17 protein-coding genes are annotated in these 23006 nt (G+C 74.9%); 4 read left to right on the plus strand and 13 right to left on the minus strand.

The window, feature by feature from the left end; genetic code table 11:
* Window positions 1-48: 48 nt before the first annotated feature.
* The 5 genes from J116_RS15730 to J116_RS15750 form a co-directional block, all read right to left on the minus strand.
* A complete protein-coding gene (locus J116_RS15730) occupies window positions 49-738 on the minus strand; it encodes a DUF4360 domain-containing protein (protein WP_023588029.1) in 690 nt (229 codons plus the stop codon).
* Between the two features lie 259 nt (window positions 739-997).
* Window positions 998-2116 (minus strand): phosphoserine transaminase, encoded by a 1119-nt coding sequence (gene serC / locus J116_RS15735; protein ID WP_023588030.1) that lies wholly within the window; start codon window positions 2114-2116, stop codon window positions 998-1000.
* 157 nt (window positions 2117-2273) lie between these two features.
* Window positions 2274-2639 (minus strand): hypothetical protein, encoded by a 366-nt coding sequence (locus J116_RS15740; RefSeq protein ID WP_023588031.1) that lies wholly within the window; start codon window positions 2637-2639, stop codon window positions 2274-2276.
* A 33-nt stretch (window positions 2640-2672) separates the two neighbouring features.
* Window positions 2673-3191: a hypothetical protein gene (locus J116_RS15745; RefSeq protein ID WP_023588032.1), complete on the minus strand. Its 519-nt coding sequence runs from the start codon at window positions 3189-3191 to the stop codon at window positions 2673-2675.
* 167 nt (window positions 3192-3358) lie between these two features.
* Complete coding sequence (locus tag J116_RS15750) at window positions 3359-6895, minus strand: HelD family protein (RefSeq protein ID WP_023588033.1); 3537 nt, start codon at window positions 6893-6895, stop codon at window positions 3359-3361.
* Window positions 6896-7097: 202 nt separating this feature from the next.
* On the opposite strand from J116_RS15750, the gene J116_RS15755 reads away from it, so the two are divergent.
* Both J116_RS15755 and J116_RS15760 read left to right on the plus strand, forming a co-directional pair.
* Window positions 7098-10007: an FAD-binding and (Fe-S)-binding domain-containing protein gene (locus J116_RS15755; protein WP_023588034.1), complete on the plus strand. Its 2910-nt coding sequence runs from the start codon at window positions 7098-7100 to the stop codon at window positions 10005-10007.
* 140 nt (window positions 10008-10147) lie between these two features.
* The gene (locus J116_RS15760) at window positions 10148-11101 is read left to right on the plus strand and encodes an EamA family transporter (RefSeq protein ID WP_028964101.1); all 954 of its coding nucleotides are present in this window, start codon (window positions 10148-10150) and stop codon (window positions 11099-11101) included.
* Between the two features lie 243 nt (window positions 11102-11344).
* Here J116_RS15760 and J116_RS15765 read toward each other — a convergent pair whose 3' ends face one another.
* From J116_RS15765 to J116_RS15795, 7 genes are all read right to left on the minus strand, one after another.
* Window positions 11345-11947 (minus strand): TetR/AcrR family transcriptional regulator, encoded by a 603-nt coding sequence (locus tag J116_RS15765; protein WP_023588035.1) that lies wholly within the window; start codon window positions 11945-11947, stop codon window positions 11345-11347.
* On the minus strand, window positions 11944-12678 hold the full coding sequence (locus J116_RS15770) for an enoyl-CoA hydratase family protein (RefSeq protein WP_023588036.1): 735 nt from the start codon (window positions 12676-12678) through the stop codon (window positions 11944-11946). Before J116_RS15770 ends, J116_RS15765 begins: the two co-directional genes overlap by 4 nt.
* A 52-nt stretch (window positions 12679-12730) precedes the next feature.
* On the minus strand, window positions 12731-13906 hold the full coding sequence (locus tag J116_RS15775; protein WP_023588037.1) for an acyl-CoA dehydrogenase family protein: 1176 nt from the start codon (window positions 13904-13906) through the stop codon (window positions 12731-12733).
* A 92-nt stretch (window positions 13907-13998) separates the two neighbouring features.
* Complete coding sequence (locus J116_RS15780) at window positions 13999-15906, minus strand: acetyl/propionyl/methylcrotonyl-CoA carboxylase subunit alpha (protein WP_028964104.1); 1908 nt, start codon at window positions 15904-15906, stop codon at window positions 13999-14001.
* Between the two features lie 23 nt (window positions 15907-15929).
* The gene (locus tag J116_RS15785; RefSeq protein ID WP_023588039.1) at window positions 15930-17528 is read right to left on the minus strand and encodes an acyl-CoA carboxylase subunit beta; all 1599 of its coding nucleotides are present in this window, start codon (window positions 17526-17528) and stop codon (window positions 15930-15932) included.
* An 88-nt stretch (window positions 17529-17616) separates the two neighbouring features.
* The gene (locus J116_RS15790; RefSeq protein ID WP_023588041.1) at window positions 17617-19314 is read right to left on the minus strand and encodes an acyclic terpene utilization AtuA family protein; all 1698 of its coding nucleotides are present in this window, start codon (window positions 19312-19314) and stop codon (window positions 17617-17619) included.
* Window positions 19311-20087, minus strand: coding sequence for a TIGR03084 family metal-binding protein (locus J116_RS15795; protein WP_028964106.1), 777 nt, complete (start codon window positions 20085-20087; stop codon window positions 19311-19313). The genes J116_RS15790 and J116_RS15795 overlap by 4 nt, the downstream gene beginning before the upstream one ends.
* 130 nt (window positions 20088-20217) lie before the next feature.
* On the opposite strand from J116_RS15795, the gene J116_RS15800 reads away from it, so the two are divergent.
* Entirely contained in the window at window positions 20218-20607 is a 390-nt protein-coding gene (locus J116_RS15800) for a VOC family protein (protein ID WP_023588043.1), read from the plus strand.
* Between the two features lie 101 nt (window positions 20608-20708).
* Here J116_RS15800 and J116_RS15805 read toward each other — a convergent pair whose 3' ends face one another.
* Entirely contained in the window at window positions 20709-21809 is a 1101-nt protein-coding gene (locus J116_RS15805) for a citrate synthase 2 (RefSeq protein ID WP_023588044.1), read from the minus strand.
* A 199-nt stretch (window positions 21810-22008) separates the two neighbouring features.
* Here J116_RS15805 and pdxH point away from each other — a divergent pair, with 199 nt between their 5' ends.
* Complete coding sequence (gene pdxH, locus J116_RS15810; RefSeq protein ID WP_023588045.1) at window positions 22009-22713, plus strand: pyridoxamine 5'-phosphate oxidase; 705 nt, start codon at window positions 22009-22011, stop codon at window positions 22711-22713.
* Window positions 22714-23006 lie beyond the last annotated feature (293 nt).

The following is a 23006-nucleotide window of genomic DNA, read 5'->3' on the forward strand; positions in this document are numbered from 1 at the left end:
TGGGCGGTCCACCGGCCGGGCCGTCGGCTCAGTGGCCCGTCGGGCCCGTCACCGGCCGGGGCACTCCTTCCACGCCAGCCGGTAGACCGTGCGGATGTCGCCGTCCGTGGAGTCCATGGCGATGAAGCTGTTGGTCCTCGCCGTGTCGGAGGTGCCGCCGCTGACCCGCAGCTCGGTGTTGATGTTGAAGTTGCGCTTCACCCCGCACGGCGCCCAGACCAGCTGCCCCCAGTCCGTCTCGTCGGTGACCTGCCAGTTGTTGTCGTACGGCCCCCGGAACGGGTGCTGGCGCGCCGCCGTGTCGGGCGAGCCCTGGAAGTAGTACGACGCCTTCTGCGTGGCCCAGGCGCCGTGCTCCAGGTGGGCGTACCCGCGGTAGTCGGCGCTGGCCACGGCGTACGTGAAGCCGTGCGGGACGTGCACGATCAGGTTGAGCTGGCAGTTCTTGCGGAAGTCGGTCGGCTTGGAGCCGACGCCGACCTGCGCCAGGTACTGGCTGTAGGTGACGGTGAAGGCCGTGTTGTCGGGGGCGACGGCGACGGCGGCCGTACCCGCGGGACAGCCCGAGCCGTTGACCGTCGCGATCTCGATGACGATCTTGTCGGGCGGGGCGAAGATGCCGCTGCCTCCGGCCTGGGCCGCGCCGGGCGCGAGGAGCGTGCCCCCGACGAGCGCGGCGGTCGCGCCGCCGGTCACCAGGGCGCGGGCGGTACGTCTTCTGGAGCGGGACGAGGACATGAGGCTCTCCGTTCGGTTGCCCGGTCGAAGTGGGGGGTTCAACCGAGAGCGAGAACATGTCAAACATTCAAACGGTTCGGGCCGCTTTGACCCGCTCCGTCCGGACGGTAGGGATGTTAGGGACGCGGAGCCGCCCCGGACAGGGCGGAAACAGGCCGGATGCGCGCGGGGCACGGCCGGGTACGGCGAGGGGCCCGGTGCGGCACGCGTCGGAGGACGCGCGCCGCACCGGGCCCCTCGGCAGGTCCCGAGGCCGGAACTACAGCTTCTCGATGACGTAGTCGATGCAGGCCGTCAGCGCCTCGACGTCCGCCGGGTCGACGGCCGGGAACATGGCGATGCGCAACTGGTTGCGGCCGAGCTTGCGGTACGGGTCGGTGTCCACGATGCCGTTGGCGCGCAGCGCCTTGGCGACGGCGGACGCGTCGATCTCGTCGGAGAAGTCGATCGTGCCGATCACCTGCGACCGCTTGGCCGGGTCGGTGACGAACGGGGTGGCGTACTTGGACTCCTCGGCCCACCCGTACAGCGTCCGGGACGAGGTGGCCGTGCGGCGCACCGCCCAGTCCAGGCCGCCCTGGCCGTTCATCCACTTCAGCTGCTCGTTCAGCAGGAACAGCGTGGAGAGCGCGGGGGTGTTGTACGTCTGGTTCTTGAGGGAGTTGTCGATCGCGGTCGGCAGCGAGAAGAACTCCGGGACGTGACGGCCCGAGGCGTGGACGCGGGCGGCACGCTCCAGGGCGGCGGGCGAGAACACGCCGATCCACAGGCCGCCGTCGGCGGCGAAGGACTTCTGCGGGGCGAAGTAGTAGACGTCCGACTCGGTGATGTCCACCGGCAGGCCGCCCGCGCCGGAGGTGGCGTCCACCAGGACGAGGGCGCCCTCGTCGGCGCCCTCGACACGCTTGACGGGCGCGGCGACACCGGTGGAGGTCTCGTTGTGCGTCAGCGCGTACACGTCGACACCCGCCTCGGCGTGCGGCTCCGGGTGCGTACCCGGCTCCGAGGACACGACGGTCGGCTCCTGGAGCCACGGCGCCAGCTTGGCGGCCTTGGCGAACTTGGAGGAGAACTCGCCGAAGGACAGGTGCTGCGACTTCGACTCGATGAGGCCGTGCGTCGCGATGTCCCAGAACGCGGTGGAGCCGCCGTTGCCGAGGATGACCTCGTACCCCTCGGGGAGGGAGAACAGGGCGCGCACGCCGTCGCGGACCTCGCCGACGAGGTTCCTGACGGGGGCCTGGCGGTGGGAGGTGCCGAGGAGGGACGTGCCGGTGGCGGCCAGGGCGTCCAGCGCCTCCGTACGCACCTTGGAGGGGCCCGCGCCGAAACGGCCGTCGGCGGGCTTGATGTCAGCGGGAATCTGGATCTCAGCCACGTCCGGAGCCTATCGGTTCGGCCCCGCCCGCCGGGCCCACCGTCCGCCGTCTGAGACACGCCGTCCCCCGTGCGGAAGGCCGCGACGCCCGCGGGGCCGGGTGGCCCCGCGGGCATCCGCGCTCACCGGCGGGACGGGTCGCACGGGCGTCCGGCGTTCACCGGCGGGACGGGTCGCCGAGGTGCTTGATCTTCTCGAACGGGTAGGCCCCGATGACCACCACGGCCAGGCCGTAGAGGGCGAGGACCGCCAGCCCCCAGGTGGAGACGGATTTGCCGCCGTCACTGAGGATGACGCTGCCGACCGGGACGAGCGGGGCGAAACTGAGCGCCGCCGCCCCGGTGCACCAGAAGGCCACCAGGCTGTTCGCCCGCTGCCGCAGGGCGGGGTCCGCCTTCACGGCCGCGGGCACCTCGTACCCGTCGGACCGGTCGCAGACCCTGCCCCGGTACCCGGTGCGGGCCGCCAGCGAGCTGGCCACACCCAGCAGGAGGAAGCAGCCGAAGATGAACATGTAGGCCATGCCTGCTCCGGATTCGTCGCGCGGGGGGCGAGCCTAGCGGACGTACTTGATGATGAAGGCGATCACCATGTTGATGGCCTTGTTCTTCACCCAGCCCGGCAGGAACTTCCATACGACGCCGCCGATCTCGCCGCCGAGGCAGCCGATGATCGCGTTCCGGACGTAGGTCTTCTTGCTGGACGCCTTGCCCGCGGCGATGTCGCTCAGCACCGAGGTGGGGATGCTGGCGAGGGCGCCCTTCGCGCACCACGCGGCCGCGCCGATGGCGGCCGCCGCGATAGGGAACGCGCGGGTCTGGACGCCGCCGGAGGGATTCTGCGCCATCGCCTTCTGCATCTCGGCGATGGCCTCCGGCCCCATCTCCTTCTCGATGTACCGGCGCTGCTCCGGCGTGAGCGCGGGCGTCCGCGACTCGGCGCCGGCCGTGGTGCCGGCCTTCCCCCCGGTGGTGTCGGCGGCCACGGCGCCGGGCGCGGCGACGGCGAGGAGGGCCGCGCTCGTGATGGTGGCGACGGCGGCCAGCGATATGCGGCGCGTGGTGGTGTTGCGCACGTTGGTTTCCCCTGTTTGTCGTTGCGTCGCCTCCAGGTCGGGGAGGCGACCGCGTGATCGGCGTCTCCTGGTCAGGGAGATGATCACGAACGAGATCCTGACATCCCGCAGGGGTGGGGAAAGGCCCTGCCGTCAGTGAAAAGGATCACCGGCGGGGGGTGGAACCATCACGCCTCCGGGGAGCCGAGGGCGGTGTCCGTGTCCTGGCCGCCCCACCCTTGCGGGCTCCGCCAGATGACATGGACGCCGAAGACGCCGCGGACCGTGTCGGCCGACCAGTCCTCGGCGGGCGGTCCGGAGAGCACCAGGTAGAGGCGGTCGGCGGGGGTGGACAGGGTGTGGTTGATCTCCAGCAGGCGGGTCGCCCCGGAACGGAGGTCCGCGTAGGAGGAGCGGCCGGCGCCGAGTGCCTCGTACAGGAAGTGCCCCCGTCCGGTGGCGCAGGCCACGTCGACGACGGGGGAGTCGGTGGGCTGGAGGTCCGCCCAGAGGAGCGCCGACTTCAGCGCGTGGCGGACCGCCTCGTGCTTCTTGCAGGCGCGGTCGGCTTCGGCGGCCGCCTCCAGCTCACGCAACAATTCCGCGTGGCCGGTCGGGCTCGGTGCGGCGGTGGCGCTGTCCGCGGTCGTCATCGGCTCGTCGTCCTTCTGCTCGGGCTGCTGCGGGGCGGCGGGCGCCGCGTCGTCGGGGTGCGGTGCCGCGCCGTCGGGGTGCGGTGCCGCGTCGGTGGCGAACCGGGCCTGGAGCGTCCGGCGGGCCTCCGCGAGGGCCTGTGTCCAGCCGGAGGCCGCCAGCTCCTCCCGGAGGCGGCCGGTGTCCAAAGTGCCGTCCTTGAGCGCGCGGTTGGTCCTCGCCGCGAGGTCGCGCAGCACGCCGAGCCTCTCCCTGCCGGGTGCGCCGAGCAGGTGCAGGACGTCCACCCAGTCGGCCTGGTCGCGCCGCAGGACGCGGCCCGCCATGCCCTGGAGCTCCGAGAGACGACCGCGGGCGTCGGCCACCTCACCGCCGTGCTCGGTCAGTTCGGCCAGGACGTCGAGCGCCGCGACGTAGCGGCCCGCCATCCTCTCCGAGACGGGCGACCGGCCGCGCTGGTCGGCGGTGAGCACGGTCTGGTTGGTCTCGTTCGCGAAGACCCAGCAGTCCAGCTCCTCACCCTGCCGCGGCGGCACCGAGCCGTGCCGGACGGTCAGCACCAGGGGACGGTCGATCCCGGGGGAGAGCGGCCTGACCTTGTAGCGGCCGCCGGGGGCCCGGCCCACCACCTCGACCCGGACGTCCGTCCCGACACGGGGGAGAGGCGCGGGCGCCGGCTTCGGGGGGGTCCCTGACGCCTCCCCGGCACGGCTGCCCCGCGTGCCGGGGTCCCCGGAGCCGCTACCGCTGCCGCCGGTTGCGGTGAGTGCTTCCGGCAGCGGGGCCGTGTGCAGGACGGTCAGGCTCTGCGTGCTGCGGGTGAGGGCCACGTACAGCTGCCGCAGCCCCGCGGGGCCCCGGTCCGCGATGGTGGCGGGCTCCACGACGAGGACGTGGTCGTACTCCATGCCCTTGGCCTGGGCGGCGGCCAGCACGGACACCGCCTCGCGGTTCCGGTCGCCGATGTCGCCGCTCCGGTCGAGCCCGCGGCCGATCTCGTCGAGCCAGTCCGAGTCGTCGGGAACGATGACGGCCACGGATCGCAGCGTGCTGCCGTCGCTGCTGCCCACGAGGCGGGCGACCTGCGCCACGGTGTCCTCCAGCAGCTTCCACGGCTCGGTCGCCACCGTCCGTACGGCGTCCGCACCAGCCTCGCGCACGGCACGGGGGTACGGGAGACCCGGCGCGACCGTCCGCGCGAGCGGGGCGACGAACTCCATGATCTCGGCCGGTACGCGGTAACTGGTGCCGAGCTCCGCGACGTTCCAGTCGCCGTGGTCGGAGAGCAGCGCGCCGAGCCGGTCCCAGTCGGCCGGGATGTGCGGGCCCGTCGCCTGTGCCAGGTCGCCGAGGACGGTCATGGAGCCGCCCACGGCGCAGCGCCGCCGCAGGGCCCGCGCCTGCATCGGCGTGAGGTCCTGGGCCTCGTCCACGACGATGTGGCCGTAACGCCGGGGCGTTTCCCCGCTGATGAGGACCCGCAGCTCCTCCAGGCAGACGTGGTCGTCCAGCGTCCACGGGTCGGCGTCGGCGCTGGCCGCGCGGGGCCGCAGCAGCGCCGCCTGCTCGTCCTCGTCCAGGACGCCGTCCGCGCAGGCGCGCAGGAGGTCGGGCGAGTCGTAGAGGGTGCGCAGGGCCTCCCGGGCGCCCGGCGACGGCCAGACCCGCTCCACCAGGCGTTCGACGCGGCGGTTGCGCTCCAGGTCGCGGCGGATCGTGCCGGTCTGCCCGCGCCGGGGCGCGATGTCGGACAGCTCCCGCAGGAGGCGGTCCACGAGCAGGCCCCGGAAGCGGTCGCGCCGCTCCCGGTAGGGGCCGTCGCCGCTGTGGGCCCGGTCGAGGAGGGCGAGGACCTCGGAGCGCGGTACGCGCAGGGTCGTGCTGCCGGCGGTGACGACGACGGCGGGCTCGTCGCCCTCGAAGGACGGCGCGACGGTGAGGTCGTCGAGGGCCTCGGGCCGGTACTCGCTCTCGACGCGGCGCCGCAGGACGGCGGCCATGCGCTCGTCCGACTTCACGGCCCGCGCCCGGGGCGTGTCGGTGCCGCGCACCTCCCCCTCCCAGAGCCGGTCGAGCTGGACGGCGTTGACGTCACGGGTGCCCAGCGTGGGCAGGACCTGGCCGACGTAGTCGAGGAACCGCTGGTGGGGGCCGATGACCAGGATGTCCTGGGCCTTGAAGTGACCGTTGTCGACCAGCCAGGTGACGCGGTGGAGGCCGACCGCGGACTTGCCGGTGCCGGGCCCGCCCTGGATGACGACGATGTCCGACGGGGAGCCGGTGACCAGTTCCATCTGGTCGCGGCGGATGGTCTCCACGATGTCCCGCATGCGGCCGCTGCGGGACCGCTGCAGCTCGCGCAGCAGGAAGTCGTCCGGCTGGAACGGCTTCCGGCGCCGACGGCGGGCGATGTCCCCCGGCGTGGGGACCGGCGCGGGCCCGTCCGCGCCCGCCGGTTCTTCGGCATCGGTGCCCGCCGGGACCTGAGCAGCGGTGCCCGCCGGTACGGGCGGCGCGTCCGTGGTCTCCGCGCCGCTGTCGTCGGCGGCCTTCCGGGGCCTCGGGACGGCCGGGGAGACGGGGGCGACGGGGACGGCGGAGGCGTCGGCGGCGGGCAGGGGCGCGGGGACCGGCGGGGCGATCTCGTCGAAGTAGTCCTCGACCACCCGCTGAGCGCAGCGCAGCCGCCGCCGCAGGACCACGTCGCCGGGGCTCTCGGGGCGGGCCTCCGCCCACTTCTTCGCCAGCGGGCTCGTCCACAGCAGGACCACCGGCTCGTTCTCGGCGTCCCGCACACCCCGCCGCCCGATGTACCAGGGGCGGGACGCCCCGCCCGGGTCATCCGGCGCGTCCACCCGGGCGAAGACCAGGGCCTCGGTGCCGAGCCCCCCGTACGCCGCGGCTCGGGCCTCGGCGTCGGCGCGGTTGGCGATGCCGTCCTTGCCGCTCGCCGAAGCCGTGGCCGCCGCCGTCCCGCTCATCTCGGCCAGGCGCGCGGCGTAGCAGTCGTAGGCGTGATCGACCGACTTCTGCTCGGCGGCGAGGACCTCGTCCCGAGTGGTGGTGCCCATGTGCGTCCTCCCCGCGGCACCGGTGAGGCGCCGCTACGGGCCTGCGCCCGTACCCCGCTGTAACACCTATCAGAGAGCGGTCGGTGACGTACAGTCAGCTTGCGTTTCCGGTCCGGGCGGGCGGATCTCCTCCCGCCGGGCGCGCACCACACCGTGCCGGGACCGGGGGGCGCGTGCGTGCCGGGGCGGGCATGCTGGGGGCATGGCTGACGGCGGGACTGCGCGGGACGGGCTGCTGGAGAAGGCGCTGCGGGCGGCCGTGCGGGGCGAGGTGGACGCGGGGGCCGGGGCGCGGGCCCTGGTCACCATGGACGCGTCCAACTACCGGCGCGTCCCGGACGTCGTCGTCGCCCCGCGGGACGCCGACGACATCGCCGCCGCCCTCGCCGTGTGCCGCGACCACGGCTCGCCCGTCGTGGCGCGGGGAGCGGGGACGTCCATCGGCGGCCAGGCCACCGGCACCGGCGTCGTCCTGGACCTCACCCGCCACATGCGGGCCGTCCTCGCCGTGGACCCCGGGGCCCGGACGGCCACGGTCCAGCCCGGCGTCGTCCTGGACCGGCTGCGCGACGCCGTGCGCCCGTACGGGCTCACCTTCGGGCCCGACCCGTCCACGCACAGCCGCTGCACCCTCGGCGGCATGATCGGCAACAACGCGTGCGGCGCCCACTCCGTCGCCTGGGGCACCACCGCCGACAACGTCCACGAGCTGACCGTCCACACCTACCGGGGCGCCACCCTCCGCCTCGGGCAGGGCGGCCTGGGCGCCCCCGACGGCGTCACCGGCCTGGTCCGCGACCACCTCGCCGCCGTCCGCACCGGCTTCCCGCCCGGCCTGCCGCGCCGCATCTCCGGGTACGCCCTCGACGCCCTCCTCCCCGAGCGCGGCACCGACGTGGCCCGCGCGTTCTGCGGCAGCGAGGGCACCCTCGGCGTGGTGAGCGAGGCCGTCGTACGGCTGGTGGAGGCGCCCGCGGCCCGCGCCCTCGCCGTCCTCGGGTACGCCGACGAGAGCGCCGCCGCCGAGGCCGCGCCCGGACTGCTCCCGCTCGGCCCGCTCACCGTCGAGGGCATGGCCGAGGACCTGGTGCGCGACCCGGCCGCCCGCGCCCGGCTGCCCCGCGGCGCCGCCTGGCTGTTCGTGGAGACCGGCGGGTCCACCCCCGCCGAGGCCGCCGCCCGCGCCCGTACCGTCCTGCGCGCCGCCGACGCCCTGGACGGCACCGTCGTCGCCGACCCGGCCGGGCAGCGCGCCCTGTGGCGGGTACGGGAGGACGCCGCCGGGACCGCGACCCGCACCCCCGACGGGGCCGAGGCGTGGCCCGGCTGGGAGGACTGCGCGGTGCCGCCCGCGCGCCTCGGCCCCTACCTGCGGGACTTCCGCGCCCTGCTCGCCGCGCACGGGCTGCGCGGCACGCCGTACGGGCACTTCGGCGACGGCTGCGTCCACGTCCGGATCGACTTCCGGCTGGCCGAGCCCGACGGCGTACGCCGGTTCCGCCGCTTCTCGGAGGAGCTCGCCGACCTGGTCGTCGCGCACGGCGGCTCCCTGTCCGGCGAGCACGGCGACGGGCTGGCCCGCGCGGAGCTGCTGCCGCGCATGTACGGGGACGAACTGGTCGCCCTGTTCGGCGCGTTCAAGGACCTGTGGGACCCCGACGGCGGGCTCAACCCCGGCGTGCTGGCCCGCCCCGCGCCTCTCGACGCGAACCTCCGCTTCGACGTGCTGCCGCGCACCCCCGTCGATGTCGCCTTCGGGTACCCGGACGACGGCGGCGACTTCGGGACGGCCGTGCGGCGCTGCGTCGGCGTCGCCAAGTGCCGCGTCGAGGGGCCGAGTACGGGACCGGGGGTGATGTGCCCGTCGTACCGGGCGACCGGCGAGGAGCAGCACTCCACGCGCGGCCGGGCCCGCCTCCTGCACGAGATGCTCGCCGGGGAGGTCGTCACCGACGGATGGCGCTCGCCGGAGGTGCGCGACGCCCTCGACCTGTGCCTGTCCTGCAAAGGCTGCCGCTCCGACTGCCCGGTCGGCGTCGACATGGCCACGTACAAGGCGGAGTTCCTGCACCACCACTACGCGGGCCGCCTCCGCCCGGCCGCGCACTACGCGATGGGCTCCCTGCCCGAGCTGCTGGATCTCGCCGCGCCCGCCGCGCCGCTGCTGAACGCCGCCGCGCGGTTCCGTCCGCTCGCCGCCCTCGCCAAGCGGGCCGCCGGGATCGCCCCGGAACGGGACCTGCCCGTACTGGCCCGGCGGACGTTCCGCGCGTGGGCGGCGGCACGGCGTACGGCGTCCGGCACGGCCCCCGGGGGAGCGGCGGGCGCCGGCAGTACGGCCCCGGTGGGCGCCCCGCGCGCGTACCTCTGGCCCGACACGTTCACCGACCACTTCACGCCCTCCGTCGGCCGCGCCGCCGTCACCGTCCTGGAAGCGGCGGGCGTCCCGGTCGCGCTGCCGCCGGGGCGCGTGTGCTGCGGGCTCACCTACGTCTCGACGGGCCGCCTGGACCGCGCCCGTACGGTCATGCGCCGCACCCTCGACGCGCTCGGCCCCGTCCTGGAGGCGGGCGCCCCGCTGGTGGTGCTGGAGCCGAGCTGCGCGGCGGCGCTGCGCACCGACCTGCCGGAGTTGCTGCCCGGAGACCCGAGGGCGCGGGCCGTGGCCGGGTCGGTCCGCACGTTCGCCCAGGCCCTGGACGAGCTGGCGCCCGACTGGCGCCCGCCCCGCCTGGACCGGCCGGTCGCCGGGCAGACCCACTGCCACCAGCACGCCGTCCTGGGCGACGCCGCCGAGCGCCGCCTGCGGGAGCGGGCCGGGCTGGCGGGGGAGCTGAGCGGCGGGTGCTGCGGGCTCGCCGGGAACTTCGGGTTCGAGCGCGGCCACTACGAGGTGTCCGCCGCCTGCGCCGAGGACCAGCTGCTGCCCGCCGTACGGGCCGCGGCGCCCGGCACGGAGCTGCTGGCGGACGGCTTCTCCTGCCGTACCCAGCTCGCCCAGCTCGCGGGCCGCCGCGCCCGGCACCTGGCGGAGGTGCTGGCGGAGGCGTTGGCGGAGCAGCGGCAGGACCTGCCGCAGGACCCGCGGCCGGGCCCGCCGTCCGAGGGCTGAGCCCGCTCCGGCTGCCATAGCCGTACCCCGCTTTCACTGCTTACCGTGGGAGGGGTCATCCTCGTAGCGGAACGACCCCTTCCAGCAGGGGCCGTCCCGCGTACCCGGCACGACGAACCCGCACGATTGAAGAGGTCCCGGTGAACGACGCCGACGCCGCCCGTACCGCAGACGCTTCGGCGGTCGCCCTCCCCGAGACGGCGGCCGCCCACCCGTCACGCGGGGCGGGACCCGCGACGAAGGGCCTCGCGAGGAGGGGCGCCGCCGGGCCGGTCGCGCTGGTCGTGGGCGGCGCGCTGTCGGTGCAGTTCGGCGCGGCCCTCGCGGTCCTGCTCATCCCGCGCGCGGGGGCCCTCGGCGTGGTGACCCTGCGGCTGACGCTGGCCGCGCTGGTGCTGCTGGTCGTGTGCCGCCCCCGGGTGCGCGGCTACAGCCGGTCCGACTGGGGCACGGTCGTGGCGTTCGGCGCGGCGATGGGCGGCATGAACGTGTGCATCTACCAGGCCATCGACCGCATCCCGCTCGGCGCGGCCGTGACCCTGGAGGTGCTGGGCCCGCTGGCCCTGTCGGTCATCGCTTCCCGGCGGCTGGTGAGCCTCGTGTGGGCGGGGCTGGCGCTGGCGGGCGTGGTGCTGCTGAGCGGCGGCGGGTTCGACCGGCTGGACCCGGTCGGCGCGGGCTTCGCGCTGGCGGCGGGCGCGCTGTGGGCGACGTACATCGTGTTCAGCGCCCGCACCGGGCGGCGCTTCCCACAGGCCGACGGGCTGGCGCTGGCCATGGCGGTCGGCGCGGTGCTCAGCCTGCCGCTGGGCCTCGTGGAGGCCGGTACGCGCCTGGCCGTGCCCTCGACGCTGGCGCTGGGCCTGGCGGTGGCGCTGCTGTCGTCGGTGCTGCCGTACACCCTGGAGCTGATCGCCCTGCGCCGCCTCCCGGCGGGCACGTTCGCCGTCCTGATGAGCCTGGAACCGGCGGTCGCCGCCCTGGCCGGCTTCCTGGTCCTCCAGCAGGCCCTGTCGGTGACGGACGCGGCGGCGATAGCCCTGGTGATAGCCGCCAGCATCGGCGCGGTCCGCTCCCGCACGGCCGCCGCCTGACGCCCCCCGTTGTGGGCAGGCGTCCCGTGGGGTGATGGGGGTCCCCTGGTCGAGCGAAGCCGAGACCTTGGGGGAGGGCGGGGCACAACGGTGTCCCCCGCCCGGGAGAGTGCCCACTGGTGCGGCAGGTGCGGGTACGGGCCTCCGCCAGGTCCGCCGTGCCCACCCGTTCCCCGCCCCCTGGGCGGACCAGCTGCCCACAGCGGGATGGAGACGGCCCCCAGGGCATGGGCGGCCCGTCCCTCAGCCCAGTGCCCCGTCCAGCAGGCGGGACCACTGGGCCACCACGCGGGCGCGGCGGGGGGCGTCGTCCGTCAGGAGCGTGGCCAGGCCCAAGCCGCGGGCCATGTCCAGGAGGCCCTGCACCGTCTCGCGGACGCCCGGCACCGACTCGTCCGCGCCCAGCAGCTCCACCGCCATCCGGTGCGCCTCCCGGCCCACCCGCGCCTCCAGCTCCGTGACGCGCGGGCGCAGCTGCGGCTCGTCGGACGCGGCGACCCACAGGTGCAGGGCCGCCCGGAACAGCGGGCCCGTGTACAGCGCGACCAGCGCCTCCACCACCTCCGCGCGGCTCCTGCCGTCCAGCGCCCGCAGCGCCTGCGACCGCTCCTCCGCCACGTACTCGACCGCCGCGAGGAACAGGTCCTCCCGCGTACGGAAGTGGTGCTGCGCCGCGCCCCGCGACACGCCCGCCCGCTCGGCGACGACCGACACGGTGGAGCCCTGCCAGCCGCGTTCCGCCAGGCACGCGACGGCCGCCTCCAGCAGCCGCCTCCGGGTGGCGCGGCTGCGGTCCTGCTTCGGTGCCGGTGCCGGTGCCGGGGCGCTGGCGGGGGTGGTGGTCATATCGCCCATGCGGGGTCCCGTCGTTCCAGGAAGGCCGTCATTCCCTCGCGCGCCTCCGCGGAGGCGAAGAGCGACGCCGAGCGCTGGACGAGGTCCTCCGCGTCCCGCTCGAAGGTCTCCAGCACCCTAGCCGTCACCAGCCGCTTCGACGCGGCCAGCCCCTGCGGCGACCCCTTCCGCAGCGCGTCCAGCAGCGGTACGAGCGCCTCGTCCACGTCCGGCGCGGCCGCCGTCACCAGCCCGGTCCGCACCGCCTCCGCCGCGCCGAACCGCTCGCCCGTCAGGTAGTACCGGGCCGCCGCGCGCTGGTCGAGGCGCGGCAGCAGCGTCAGCGACACCAGCGCGGGCGCCACCCCGATCCGCACCTCCGTCAGCGCGAAGTCCGAGTCGTCCGACGCCACCACCAGGTCGCACGCCGACACGAGCCCCACCCCGCCCGCCCGCACCCGCCCCGCGACCCGCGCGACGACCGGCTTCGGCAGCTCCACGATCCGCCGCAGCAGCGCCACGAACGCGTACGGGCTCGGCGGGGCCTTCAGGTCGGCGCCCGCGCTGAACGTGGAACCGCTGTGGGTGAGCACCACCGCGCGTACCGCCGGGTCCTTCGCGCACCCGTCCAGCGCGTCCGCCAGCTCCGCGACCAGCCGGGCGGAGAGGGCGTTGCGCGTGTCCGGGGCGTCCAGGGTGAGCGTGGTGACGGCGCGGTCGTGGGCGGTGGTGATCAGGGCCATGGTGCTCGCCTCCGGTGGAGTCGGTCCGACGGAGCTGGTCCGGCGGCGTTGGTCAGTACGACTTGGGGAGTCCCAGGGACTGGTGCGAGACGTAGTTCAGGATCATTTCCCGGCTCACCGGTGCTATGCGGGCCACGCGCGACGCGGTGATGAGCCTGCCGAGTCCGTACTCGCGCGTCAGCCCGTTCCCGCCGAGCGTGTGCACGGCCTGGTCCACCGCCCGTACGCACGCCTCCGCCGCCGCGTACTTCGCCATGTTCGCCGCCTCGCCCGCGCCCACGTCGTCGCCCGCGTCGCACAGCACGGCCGCCTTCAGCGTCATCAGCCGGGCCAGCTCCAGCTCGATGTGGGACTGCGCCAGCGGGTGCGCGATGGCCTGGTGGGCGCCGATGGGCGCCTTCCACACCTGCCGCTCCTTCGCGTACGCCACGGCCTTCGCGACCGCGTACCGGCCCATGCCCAGCGCGAACGCCGCCGTCATCACCCGCTCCGGGTTGAGCCCCGCGAACAGCTGGAGCAGCCCCGCGTCCTCGTCGCCGACCAGCGCGTCGGACGGAAGCCGCACGTCGTCCAGGACCAGTTCGAACTGCTTCTCGCGGGCCCGCAGTTCCATGTCGATGGGCGTGCGCAGGAAGCCCGGCGTGTCGCGGGGCACGACGAACAGGCACGGCTTCAGCGCGCCCGTCCGCGCGTCCTCCGTACGGCCGACGATCATCGTGTCCTCGGCCATGTCCACACCCGACACGAACACCTTGCGGCCCGACAGGACCCAGTCGCCGCCGGGCGCGCGGCGGGCCGTGGTGGTGATCCGGTGCGAGTTGGAGCCGGCGTCCGGCTCGGTGATCCCGAACGCCATGATCCGGCTGCCGTCCGCGAGCCCAGGCAGCCAGCGCCGCTTCTGCTCCCGCGTGCCGAACCGGGCGATGACCGTCCCGCAGATCGCCGGGGACACGATCATCAGCAGCAGCGGGCAGCCCGCCGCACCCAACTCCTCCAGCACGATGGACAGTTCGGCGATGCCACCGCCCCCGCCGCCGTACTCGTCGGGGAGGTTCACGCCCAGGTAGCCGAGCTTGCCCGCCTCCCGCCACAGCACGTCGGGGTCGGCGTCGTGGCCGTCGGCGTGGCGGCGCCCGAGCGCGGCGACGGCGGTGCGCAGCGCCCGCTGCTCGTCGGTCTCGAAGGGGATCGCGGTGGCGGGGGAGTTGGTGCCGGTGACTGCGGTCATGCCTGTTCCTCCTGTACGGAATGGACGGGCGGGGCGTGCTGCCCTTCAGCGGCGGGGCTGTCGCCGTGGCTGCGGATCCGGGGCCGACGCGGCTACTGGTCCGGGGCGGGCTCGGCCACGGCTCCGGCCTCGACCACGGCGAGGAGCGCGCCGACCTCGACCTGACGCCCCGGTTCGGCGTGGAGCGCGGTGAGGACGCCGGAGGCGGGCGCGGTGACCTGGTGCTCCATCTTCATCGCCTCCAGCCACAGCAGCGGCCGCCCCGCCTCGACGCGGGCGCCCACCGCGAGGCCCTCGGCGACCCGTACGACGGTGCCCGGCATGGGCGCGAGGAGCGAGCCGGGCGCCGTCCGCTCGGCCGGGTCCGTGAAGCGCGGGCGGCGCGTGAGCCGGTACGCGCCCGTCGGCGTGTCCACATGGACGGTGTCCGAGCCGGGGCGGACGGTGACGCGGTACGGGCGGACGACCCCGGCCACGTCGAGCCGCACCTCCCGCGCGGTGACGGCGACGACCCGCACGTCCGGGTCGTCCGGCAGGGCGTACCCGTCCCGGAGGCGGGCGTAGCGCACCTCGTGGTCGGCCGCCCCGTCGCCGTACACGCGCAGGCGCGGCTGGGACGGGACGTTCCGCCACGCGCCGGGCCCCGGGCGGGCGGCGGCCTCCGCGAGCGCGGCGGCCACGGCGGCGTACCGGCCACCGGGCGGCGGGGCCGTCAGGGCGTCCAGGTGCCGGTCGTAGAACCCGGTGTCGGCGCGGCCCGGCTCCGCGAACTCGGGGCGCCGCAGCGACCGGACCAGCAGGTCCCGGTTGGTGACGGGCCCGTGGACCCGGGCCCGCTCCAGGGCGTGGGCCAGCAGCCGCAGCGCCTCAGCCCGGGTGGGCGCGTGGGCGACGGCCTTGGCGAGCAGCGCGTCGTAGTGGACGCCCACCGCGTCCCCGGCCGCGTACCCGGCGTCCAGCCGCACCCCGGGCACGTCCAGGGCGTGCAGCGTGCCGGTCTGCGGGGCGAAGGCGCGTGCCGGGTCCTCCGCGTACAGGCGGCCCTCCACGGCGTGGCCGCGCGGCGCGGGCGGCTCGGGCGGCAGGGGCGAGCCCTCCGCGACGCGCAGTTGCAGTGCCACCAGGTCGATGCCGTACACGGCCTCGGTGACCGGGTGCTCGACCTGGAGCCGGGTGTTCATCTCCAGGAAGTGCGCGGCGCCGTCGGGGCCGATCAGGAACTCGACGGTGCCCGCGCCCCGGTAGCCGATCGCGCGGGCGGCGCGCACGGCCGTCCCGTACAGCTCCTCCACCAGCGCCTCGGGCAGGCCCGGCGCGGGCGCCTCCTCGATCACCTTCTGGTGGCGGCGCTGGAGGGAGCAGTCGCGGGTGCCGAGCGCCCACACCGTGCCGTGCGCGTCGGCGAGCACCTGCACCTCGACATGGCGCCCGCGCTCCAGGTACGGCTCGGCGAACACCTCGTCGTCGCCGAACGCCGACAGCGCCTCGGCCCGCGCGGCGGCCAGCTCCTCCTTGAGCGCCCCCATCTCCCGTACGACCCGCATGCCGCGCCCGCCGCCACCGGCCGCCGCCTTGACCAGCACGGGCAGGTCGGCCTCGGTGAGCGCGTCCGGGTCGAGCGGTTCGACGCCCATCAGGCGTTTCGCGCGGGTCTTGGAGGCCATCGCCTCGATGGCCTCCGGCGGCGGCCCGACCCAGGTCAGTCCGGCCGCCTCCACCTCGCGGGCGAAGGCGGCGTTCTCGGAGAGGAACCCGTAGCCGGGGTGGACGGCGTCTGCGCCGGCCGCGAGGGCGGCGGCCACGATGAGGTCGCCGCGCAGATACGTGTCGGCGGGCGCCGCGCCCGGCAGCCGTACGGCCGCGTCGGCCTCCCGCACGTGCAGGGCCCCGGCGTCCGGGTCGGAGTGCACGGCGACGGTGCTCACGCCCAGGTCGCGGCAGGTGCGGAAGACGCGGCAGGCGATCTCGCCGCGGTTGGCGACGAGCAGGTTCCCGATCACGGAAGTCACGTGGGTCACGGCCCTCACATCCTGAAGACGCCGAAGCCGCCGCGCGCGCCCTCGACCGGTGCGGTGTGGATCGCGGACAGGCACAGCCCGAGGACGGTACGCGTGTCGCGCGGGTCGATGACCCCGTCGTCGTACAGCCGCCCGGACAGGAACATCGGCAGGGACTCGGCCTCGATCTGCTGCTCCACCATGGCGCGCAGCGCGGCGTCGCCGTCCTCGTCGTACGGCTGCCCCTTGGCCCGCGCGGAGGCGCGGGCGACGATCGACAGGACCCCGGCCAGCTGCTGCGGGCCCATCACGGCGGACTTCGCGCCGGGCCAGGCGAAGAGGAACCGGGGGTCGTACGCCCGGCCGCACATGCCGTAGTGCCCGGCGCCGTACGAGGCCCCCATGAGGACCGACAGGTGCGGGACGCGGCTGTTCGACACCGCGTTGATCATCATGGCGCCGTGCTTGATGATGCCGCCCTGCTCGTAGGCCCGGCCGACCATGTAGCCGGTCGTGTTGTGCAGGAACAGCAGGGGGATGTCCCGCTGGTTGGCGAGCTGGATGAACTGGGCGGCCTTCTGCGACTCGGCGCTGAACAGCACCCCGCGCGCGTTGGCGAGGACGCCGACCGGGTAGCCGTGCAGCCGCGCCCAGCCGGTGACGAGGCTGGCCCCGTACAGCGGCTTGAACTCGTCGAAGTCGGAGCCGTCCACGATCCGGGCGATCACCTCGCGCGGGTCGAACGGGGTGCGCAGGTCGCCCGGCACTATGCCGAGCAGCTCCTCCGCGTCGTACTTCGGCGGCTCGGCCGGGCCCGGGCCGGGGTGGGCCTTGCGGTGGTGGAGGCGGGCGACGATCCGGCGGGCCTGGCGGATCGCGTCGGCCTCGTCCAGGGCGTAGTGGTCGGCGAGCCCGGAGGTGCGGGCGTGCATCTCGGCGCCGCCCAGCGACTCGTCGTCGCTCTCCTCGCCGGTCGCCATCCTCACCAGCGGCGGCCCCCCGAGGAACACCTTCGACCGCTCCTTGATCATCACGGTGTGGTCGGACATGCCGGGGATGTACGCGCCTCCGGCGGTGGAGTTGCCGAACACGACGGCGACGGTGGGGATTCCGGCGGCGGACAGCCGGGTCAGGTCGCGGAACAGGGCGCCGCCGGGGATGAAGATCTCCTTCTGCGACGGCAGGTCGGCGCCGCCCGACTCGACCAGGGAGACGACGGGGAGGCGGTTGGTGTACGCGATCTCGTTGGCCCGCAGCGCCTTCTTCAGCGTCCAGGGGTTGGACGCGCCGCCGCGTACGGTCGGGTCGTTGGCGGTGATCAGGCACTCCACGCCCTCGACGGTGCCGATCCCGGTGACGAGGGACGCGCCGACGGCGTAGTCGGAGCCCCAGGCGGCGAGCGGCGACAGCTCCAGGAACGGCGTGTCGTCGTCCAGGAGCAGCTCGATCCGCTCGCGGGCGAGGAGTTTGCCGCGCGCCCGGTGCCGGGTGACGTACTTGTCGCCGCCGCCCGCGAGGGCCTTGGCGTGCTCGGTGTCCAGCTCGGCGAGCTTGGCGAGCATGGCGGCGCGGTTCGCCTCGTAGGCGGGGGAGGCCGCGTCGAGTGCGGAGGCGAGGACGGTCACAGCGGGACCTCCGGGGTGGCGGTGGCGGTCGCGGCGGGGCCTCCGGCGGGGCGGGCGGTCGTGGCGGGGCCTCCGGTGGGGCGGGCGGTCACAGCAGGGCCTCCGGGATGTCGAGGTGGCGGGCGCGCAGCCATTCGCCGAGCGCCTTGGCCTGCGGGTCGAACCGGGCCCGCGCGGCGACGCCCTCGCCGAGGAGGCCGGTGACGGTGAAGTTCAGGGCGCGCAGGTTCGGCAGGACGTGCCGGGTGACGGGCAGGGCGCGGACCTCGGGCAGCAGGTCCCGCAGCCGGTCGGCGGTCAGGGTGTGGGCGAGCCACCGCCACGCCGCGTCCGACTCGGCCCAGACACCGATGTTGGCGTCGCCGCCCTTGTCGCCGCTGCGGGCCCCGGTGACGAGCCCGAGCGGGGCGCGCCGGGCGGGTCCGGGCGGCAGGGGCTCGGGCAGGGGCGGCTCCGGGACCTCCCGCAGGGGTGCCGTCGTGGGGCCGGACGCCGGTACGGGGACGCGCCGCCCGTCGGGCAGTACGGCCGTGTGGGTCACGGCGCCCGGCTCGACGTACACGGCTTCGAACACCCCGTAGGGGTCGCCCCTGCCGGGCGGGGCGGTGACATGGAAGCCCGGGTAGCTGGCGAGGGCCAGCTCGACGGCGGCGCCGGTCACGGCCCGGCCCACCGCGTGCGGGTCGGGGTCGCGCACGACGAGCCGCAGCAGGGCGCTGGCGGTCTCCTCCGTGTCGGCGTCGGCCCGGTCGGTGCGGGCCAGCTCCCACCGCACGTCCGCCGGACGGGCGCCCCGCGCGAACGCCGTCTCGACCTGCTCCCGTACGAGCCGGGCCTTGGCGTCGACGTCCAGGCCGGTGAGGACGAACACGACCTCGTTGCGCCAGCCGCCGAGCCGGGTGATCCCGGCCTTGAGGGCGGGCGGCGGGGCCTCGCCGCGCACGCCGTCGATCCGCACCCGGTCGGGGCCGTCCTGGGTGAGCCGTACGGTGTCGAGGCGGGCGGTCGCGTCGGGCCCGGCGTACCGGGCGCCCTGCGTCTCGTACAGGAGCTGCGCGGTCACGGTGGAGACGTCCACGGCGCCGCCGGTGCCGGGGTGCTTGGTGATGACGGCGGACCCGTCGGCGTGCAGCTCGGCGAGCGGGAAGCCGGGGTGCCGTACGTCGTACCGCCGGAAGAACGGGTGGTTGCCGCCGGTCGCCTGGGTGCCGCACTCCAGTACGTGCCCGGCGACGACGGCCCCCGCGAGCGCGTCGTACGCGTCGGGGGCCCAGCCGAAGTGCGCGGCGGCGGGCCCGGTGACGAGGGCGGCGTCGGTGACCCGGCCGGTGACGACGAGGCCGGCGCCCGCGTCGAGGCAGGCGGCGATCCCGGCGCCACCGAGATAGGCGTTGGCCGTCAGGGCGCCATCCGGCAAGGGAAGTCCGTCCCCCTCGACATATCCGACCCGCGCGGGCACCCCGAACCGTTCGGCCAGCTCGCGCAAGTGTGCCGCCAGCCCGGCGGGGTTGAGCCCCCCGGCGTTGACGACGATCCGCACGCTCCGCTCGTGGGCGATGCCGAGGGTGTCCTCCATCTGCCGCAGGAACGTCCTGGCGTACCCGAGGGAGGGGTCCTTGAGCCGGTCGCGGCCGAGGATGAGCATGGTCAGCTCGGCCAGGTAGTCCCCGGTGAGCACGTCGAGCGGCCCGCCGGTGAGCATCTCGCGCACGGCGGAGAACCGGTCCCCGTAGAACCCGGAGCAGTTCCCGACCCGCAGCACCCCCGTACTCACGCCGTCGCTCATGCTCCCGCCTCCCTCGGCGGGCGTCCGGCGCCGGGCGGCCCGGCGAAGGCCTGGGCGATGTCCAGCCACCGGTCGGCGTCGGGCCCGTGGGCGCGCAGGGCCAGGTCGGCGCGGTGGGCGCGCTGGGTGACGAGGAGGCAGAAGTCGAGCGCGGGCCCGGTGACGTACTGCTCGGCGTCCTCGGGCCCGTAGGCCCAGGTGGTGCCGTCGGGTGCGTCGAGCACGACGCGGAACCGCTGGTCCGGCGGGGTGAGCCCGCGCACGGCGTACGCGTAGTCGCGCGCCCGCCAGCCGATGCGCGCGACGTGCCGCAGCCGGGCGCTCGGCTGCCGCACGACCCCCAGCGCGTCGGCGACGTCCTGCCCGTGCGCCCAGGTCTCCATGAGCCGCGCGGTGGCGAGCGAGGCCCCGCTCATCGGCGGCCCGTACCACGGCACCCGGACCCCGTCGGGCAGCCCCCGCAAGGCGTCCCACAACGCCTGCCGCCCACCCCGCCACCGTCCGAGCAGCGCCGAGGACTCGACGCGGGCCCCTTCCTCCGCGGCCCGGTCGACGAAGTCGTACGCCCCGGCGGCGACTTCGGCCACATGCGAGGCGAAGGCATCGGGATCGGTGACCGCCATCAGCGCCACCTCGTCGGTCCACGCCAGATGGGCCACCTGATGGGCGACGGTCCACCCGGCGGCAGGCGTCCCCCGCCCCCATTCCCGGGCGTCGACCCCCGCGACGATCCGGTCCAACTCCTCGCTCTCGTCCCGCAGATCATCAAGCACGGGATGGTCCACAGCGCACTCCCTCGCTACCCGGCACGGCGACGCGCGCCGAGCATCCCACCGCCCAGCAAAACAAGCAAGCGTGCTTGCTTATTTTTGTCGTTCGTATCCGCACTGCCAGGATCGAGCCATGACGAACCCCCGGCGGGCGATCAAAGACGTCATCATCGACTGCCGCGCCCCGGAACGGCCGGCCTCCTTCTGGGCCGCGCTGCTGGACAGGCCGATCGCGGGCAGGACCGGCCCGTACGTCTGGCTCGCACGCGGCGACGGCCCGGGGCTGGGCTTCCAGAAGGCGGCGGAGCCGAAGACGGGCAAGAACCGCGTCCACTTCGACGTCGCGTCCCCCGATCCGGCGTCCGAGCAGTCCCGCGTCGAGGTGCTGGGCGGCAGGCGAATCGACCAGTACGCCCCGGGAGGCTTCCTGGTGATGGCCGACCCGGAGGGCAACGAGTTCTGCGTCATCCCGCCGGAGCCGTTCGAGGCCGACGACAACGGCCAGGCCGACTACCTCCCCTGACAACGCCCGCGACGCGAACCGCCCCGCACCCGGCGTGGTACCGGGGTGCGGGGCGGCGGTCGGCCGGGCCGGGGGAGGGCCCGCCCGGTTCCAGCGCGGGGTCAGGACACGATGTCCTCGTAGCCCGCGATCTCGCGCGGGTCGCGCGGGCCCGGGCCGATGTAGCGGGCCGACGGGCGGACCAGGCGGCCGGTGCGCTTCTGCTCCAGGATGTGCGCCGACCAGCCGGCCGTGCGGGCGCAGGTGAACATGGACGTGAACATGTGCGCCGGGACCTCCGCGAAGTCCAGGACGATCGCCGCCCAGAACTCCACGTTCGTCGCCAGCACCCGGTCCGGGCGCCGGTTGTACAGTTCCTCCAGCGCGGCCTTCTCCAGCGCCTCCGCCACCTCGAAGCGCGGCGCGGCCAGCTCGCGGGCCGTGCGGCGCAGCACCCGCGCGCGCGGGTCCTCGGCCCGGTACACGCGGTGGCCGAAGCCCATCAGCCGCTCGCCCTTGTCCAGCGCGCGCTTCACGTACGCCACGGCGTCGCCGGTCCGCTCGATCTCCTCGATCATGCCGAGGACGCGGGACGGCGCCCCGCCGTGCAGCGGGCCCGACATCGCGCCGACCGCGCCCGACAGCGCCGCCGCCACGTCCGCGCCGGTCGAGGCGATGACCCGCGCCGTGAACGTCGAGGCGTTCATGCCGTGCTCGGCGGCCGACGTCCAGTACGCGTCCACGGCCCTCACATGCTTCGGGTCCGGCTCGCCGCGCCAGCGGATCATGAACCGCTCGACCACCGACTGCGCCTTGTCGATCTCGCTCTGCGGCACCATCGGCAGCCCCTGCCCACGCGCGCTCTGCGCCACGTACGACAGCGCCATCACCGCCGCCCGCGCCAGGTCGTCACGGGCCTGCTGCTCGTCGATGTCCAGCAGCGGCTTCAGGCCCCACACGGGCGCCAGCATCGCCAGCGCCGACTGCACGTCCACGCGGATGTCACCGGAGTGGACCGGGATCGGGAAGGGCTCCGCCGGGGGCAGACCGGGGTTGAACGCCCCGTCGACGAGCAGGCCCCACACGTTCCCGAAGGACACGCGGCCCACCAGGTCCTCGATGTCGACGCCCCGGTACCGGAGGGCGCCGCCCTCCTTGTCCGGTTCGGCGATCTCCGTCTCGAACGCGACGACTCCTTCGAGCCCGGGTACGAAGTCGGACATCTGGCGGCTCCTCGTATACGTATGCGACGTGTGTGTCGTGTGTGGTGGAGGGAACGAACAGTGACCCAGCCGAAGAGTCTGTCGGGTTCCCCCGATGCGGGGAAGCGTGACATCAGGCACACTCCGCCGTTACGGGCCGACGCGATTAAGAGTGCCGCCCGCCGGGGAGACTGAAGCGGCCGTCACGCGCTGGGGCAGGATGGACGCCGTGACCGACGCCCCCGATCCAGCCCTGGACCCCGCTCCCGATCCGGCGCCCATGCGCGAGCAGTACCACACCTCCGAGCTTGCCGAGCGGGACCTCGCCGCGCATCCCCTGGAGCAGTTCGCGCTCTGGTTCAAGGAAGCGGCGTCCTGCGGCGACATCCACGAGCCGAACGCCATGGTCGTGGCCACGGCCACCCCCGACGGCCGCCCCTCCGCCCGTACGGTGCTGCTCAAGCACGTGGACGCGCGCGGCTTCGTCTTCTTCACCAACTACGACTCCCGCAAGGGCGCCGAGCTGGCCGCCAACCCGTACGCCTCGCTCCTCTTCCCCTGGCACCCCATCGCCCGCCAGGTCATCGTCACCGGCCGCGTCACCCGCGTCGGCCGCGACGAGACCGCCGCGTACTTCCGCACCCGCCCGCACGGCTCCCAGCTCGGCGCCTGGGCGAGCGCCCAGTCCTCCGTCATCGGCTCCCGCGCCGACCTGCTCGCCCGGTACGAGGAGCTCGCCGCCCGATACCCGGAGGGCGCCCAGGTCCCCGTACCGCCGCACTGGGGCGGCTTCCTCGTCGTCCCCGACGCGGTCGAGTTCTGGCAGGGCCACGAGAACCGGCTCCACGACCGCCTGCGGTACGTCCGCGAGGGCGACGGGGACGCCGTCGGGCACGGCTGGCGCGTGGAGCGGCTCGCCCCGTAGCGCGCCGGCCCCGTGCACGGCCCGCGGGCACGCAGAAGCCCGCGGGCTCTGCTCTCTCCTGCTAGCAAGGAGAGGTCGGCCGGATGTGCCGACGAGCCCGCGGGCCGGTGACTGCTGGGGTGTACGGCAGGAGGCCTGCCGTCATGTGACGACAGGCCTCAGCCCGCAGTCACCTCACGCATCCGAAAAGAAATCACTCTCGGATCACCTCCTCTCTCGTGTGACCCACACACTAGGAACGCCCCGCGCCACGCACAAACGAATTTTCCGAACGCCGTGTGCCCTGGGTCACG

The organism is Streptomyces thermolilacinus SPC6 (assembly GCF_000478605.2).
Taxonomy (GTDB): Bacteria; Actinomycetota; Actinomycetes; order Streptomycetales; family Streptomycetaceae; genus Streptomyces; species Streptomyces thermolilacinus.

What these genes read in the sequence shown, in the direction of transcription:
- J116_RS15805 (WP_023588044.1), bottom strand. Translation starts at nt 21,809, where the DNA reads ATGTCCGACTTCGTACCCGGGCTCGAAGGAGTCGTCGCGTTCGAGACG.
- J116_RS15750 (WP_023588033.1), bottom strand. Translation starts at nt 6,895, where the DNA reads ATGGGCACCACCACTCGGGACGAGGTCCTCGCCGCCGAGCAGAAGTCG.
- pdxH (WP_023588045.1), top strand. Translation starts at nt 22,009, where the DNA reads ATGGACGCCGTGACCGACGCCCCCGATCCAGCCCTGGACCCCGCTCCC.
- J116_RS15770 (WP_023588036.1), bottom strand. Translation starts at nt 12,678, where the DNA reads ATGGCCCTGATCACCACCGCCCACGACCGCGCCGTCACCACGCTCACC.
- J116_RS15790 (WP_023588041.1), bottom strand. Translation starts at nt 19,314, where the DNA reads ATGAGCGACGGCGTGAGTACGGGGGTGCTGCGGGTCGGGAACTGCTCC.
- J116_RS15755 (WP_023588034.1), top strand. Translation starts at nt 7,098, where the DNA reads ATGGCTGACGGCGGGACTGCGCGGGACGGGCTGCTGGAGAAGGCGCTG.
- J116_RS15775 (WP_023588037.1), bottom strand. Translation starts at nt 13,906, where the DNA reads ATGACCGCAGTCACCGGCACCAACTCCCCCGCCACCGCGATCCCCTTC.
- J116_RS15740 (WP_023588031.1), bottom strand. Translation starts at nt 2,639, where the DNA reads ATGGCCTACATGTTCATCTTCGGCTGCTTCCTCCTGCTGGGTGTGGCC.
- J116_RS15730 (WP_023588029.1), bottom strand. Translation starts at nt 738, where the DNA reads ATGTCCTCGTCCCGCTCCAGAAGACGTACCGCCCGCGCCCTGGTGACC.
- J116_RS15765 (WP_023588035.1), bottom strand. Translation starts at nt 11,947, where the DNA reads ATGACCACCACCCCCGCCAGCGCCCCGGCACCGGCACCGGCACCGAAG.
- J116_RS15800 (WP_023588043.1), top strand. Translation starts at nt 20,218, where the DNA reads ATGACGAACCCCCGGCGGGCGATCAAAGACGTCATCATCGACTGCCGC.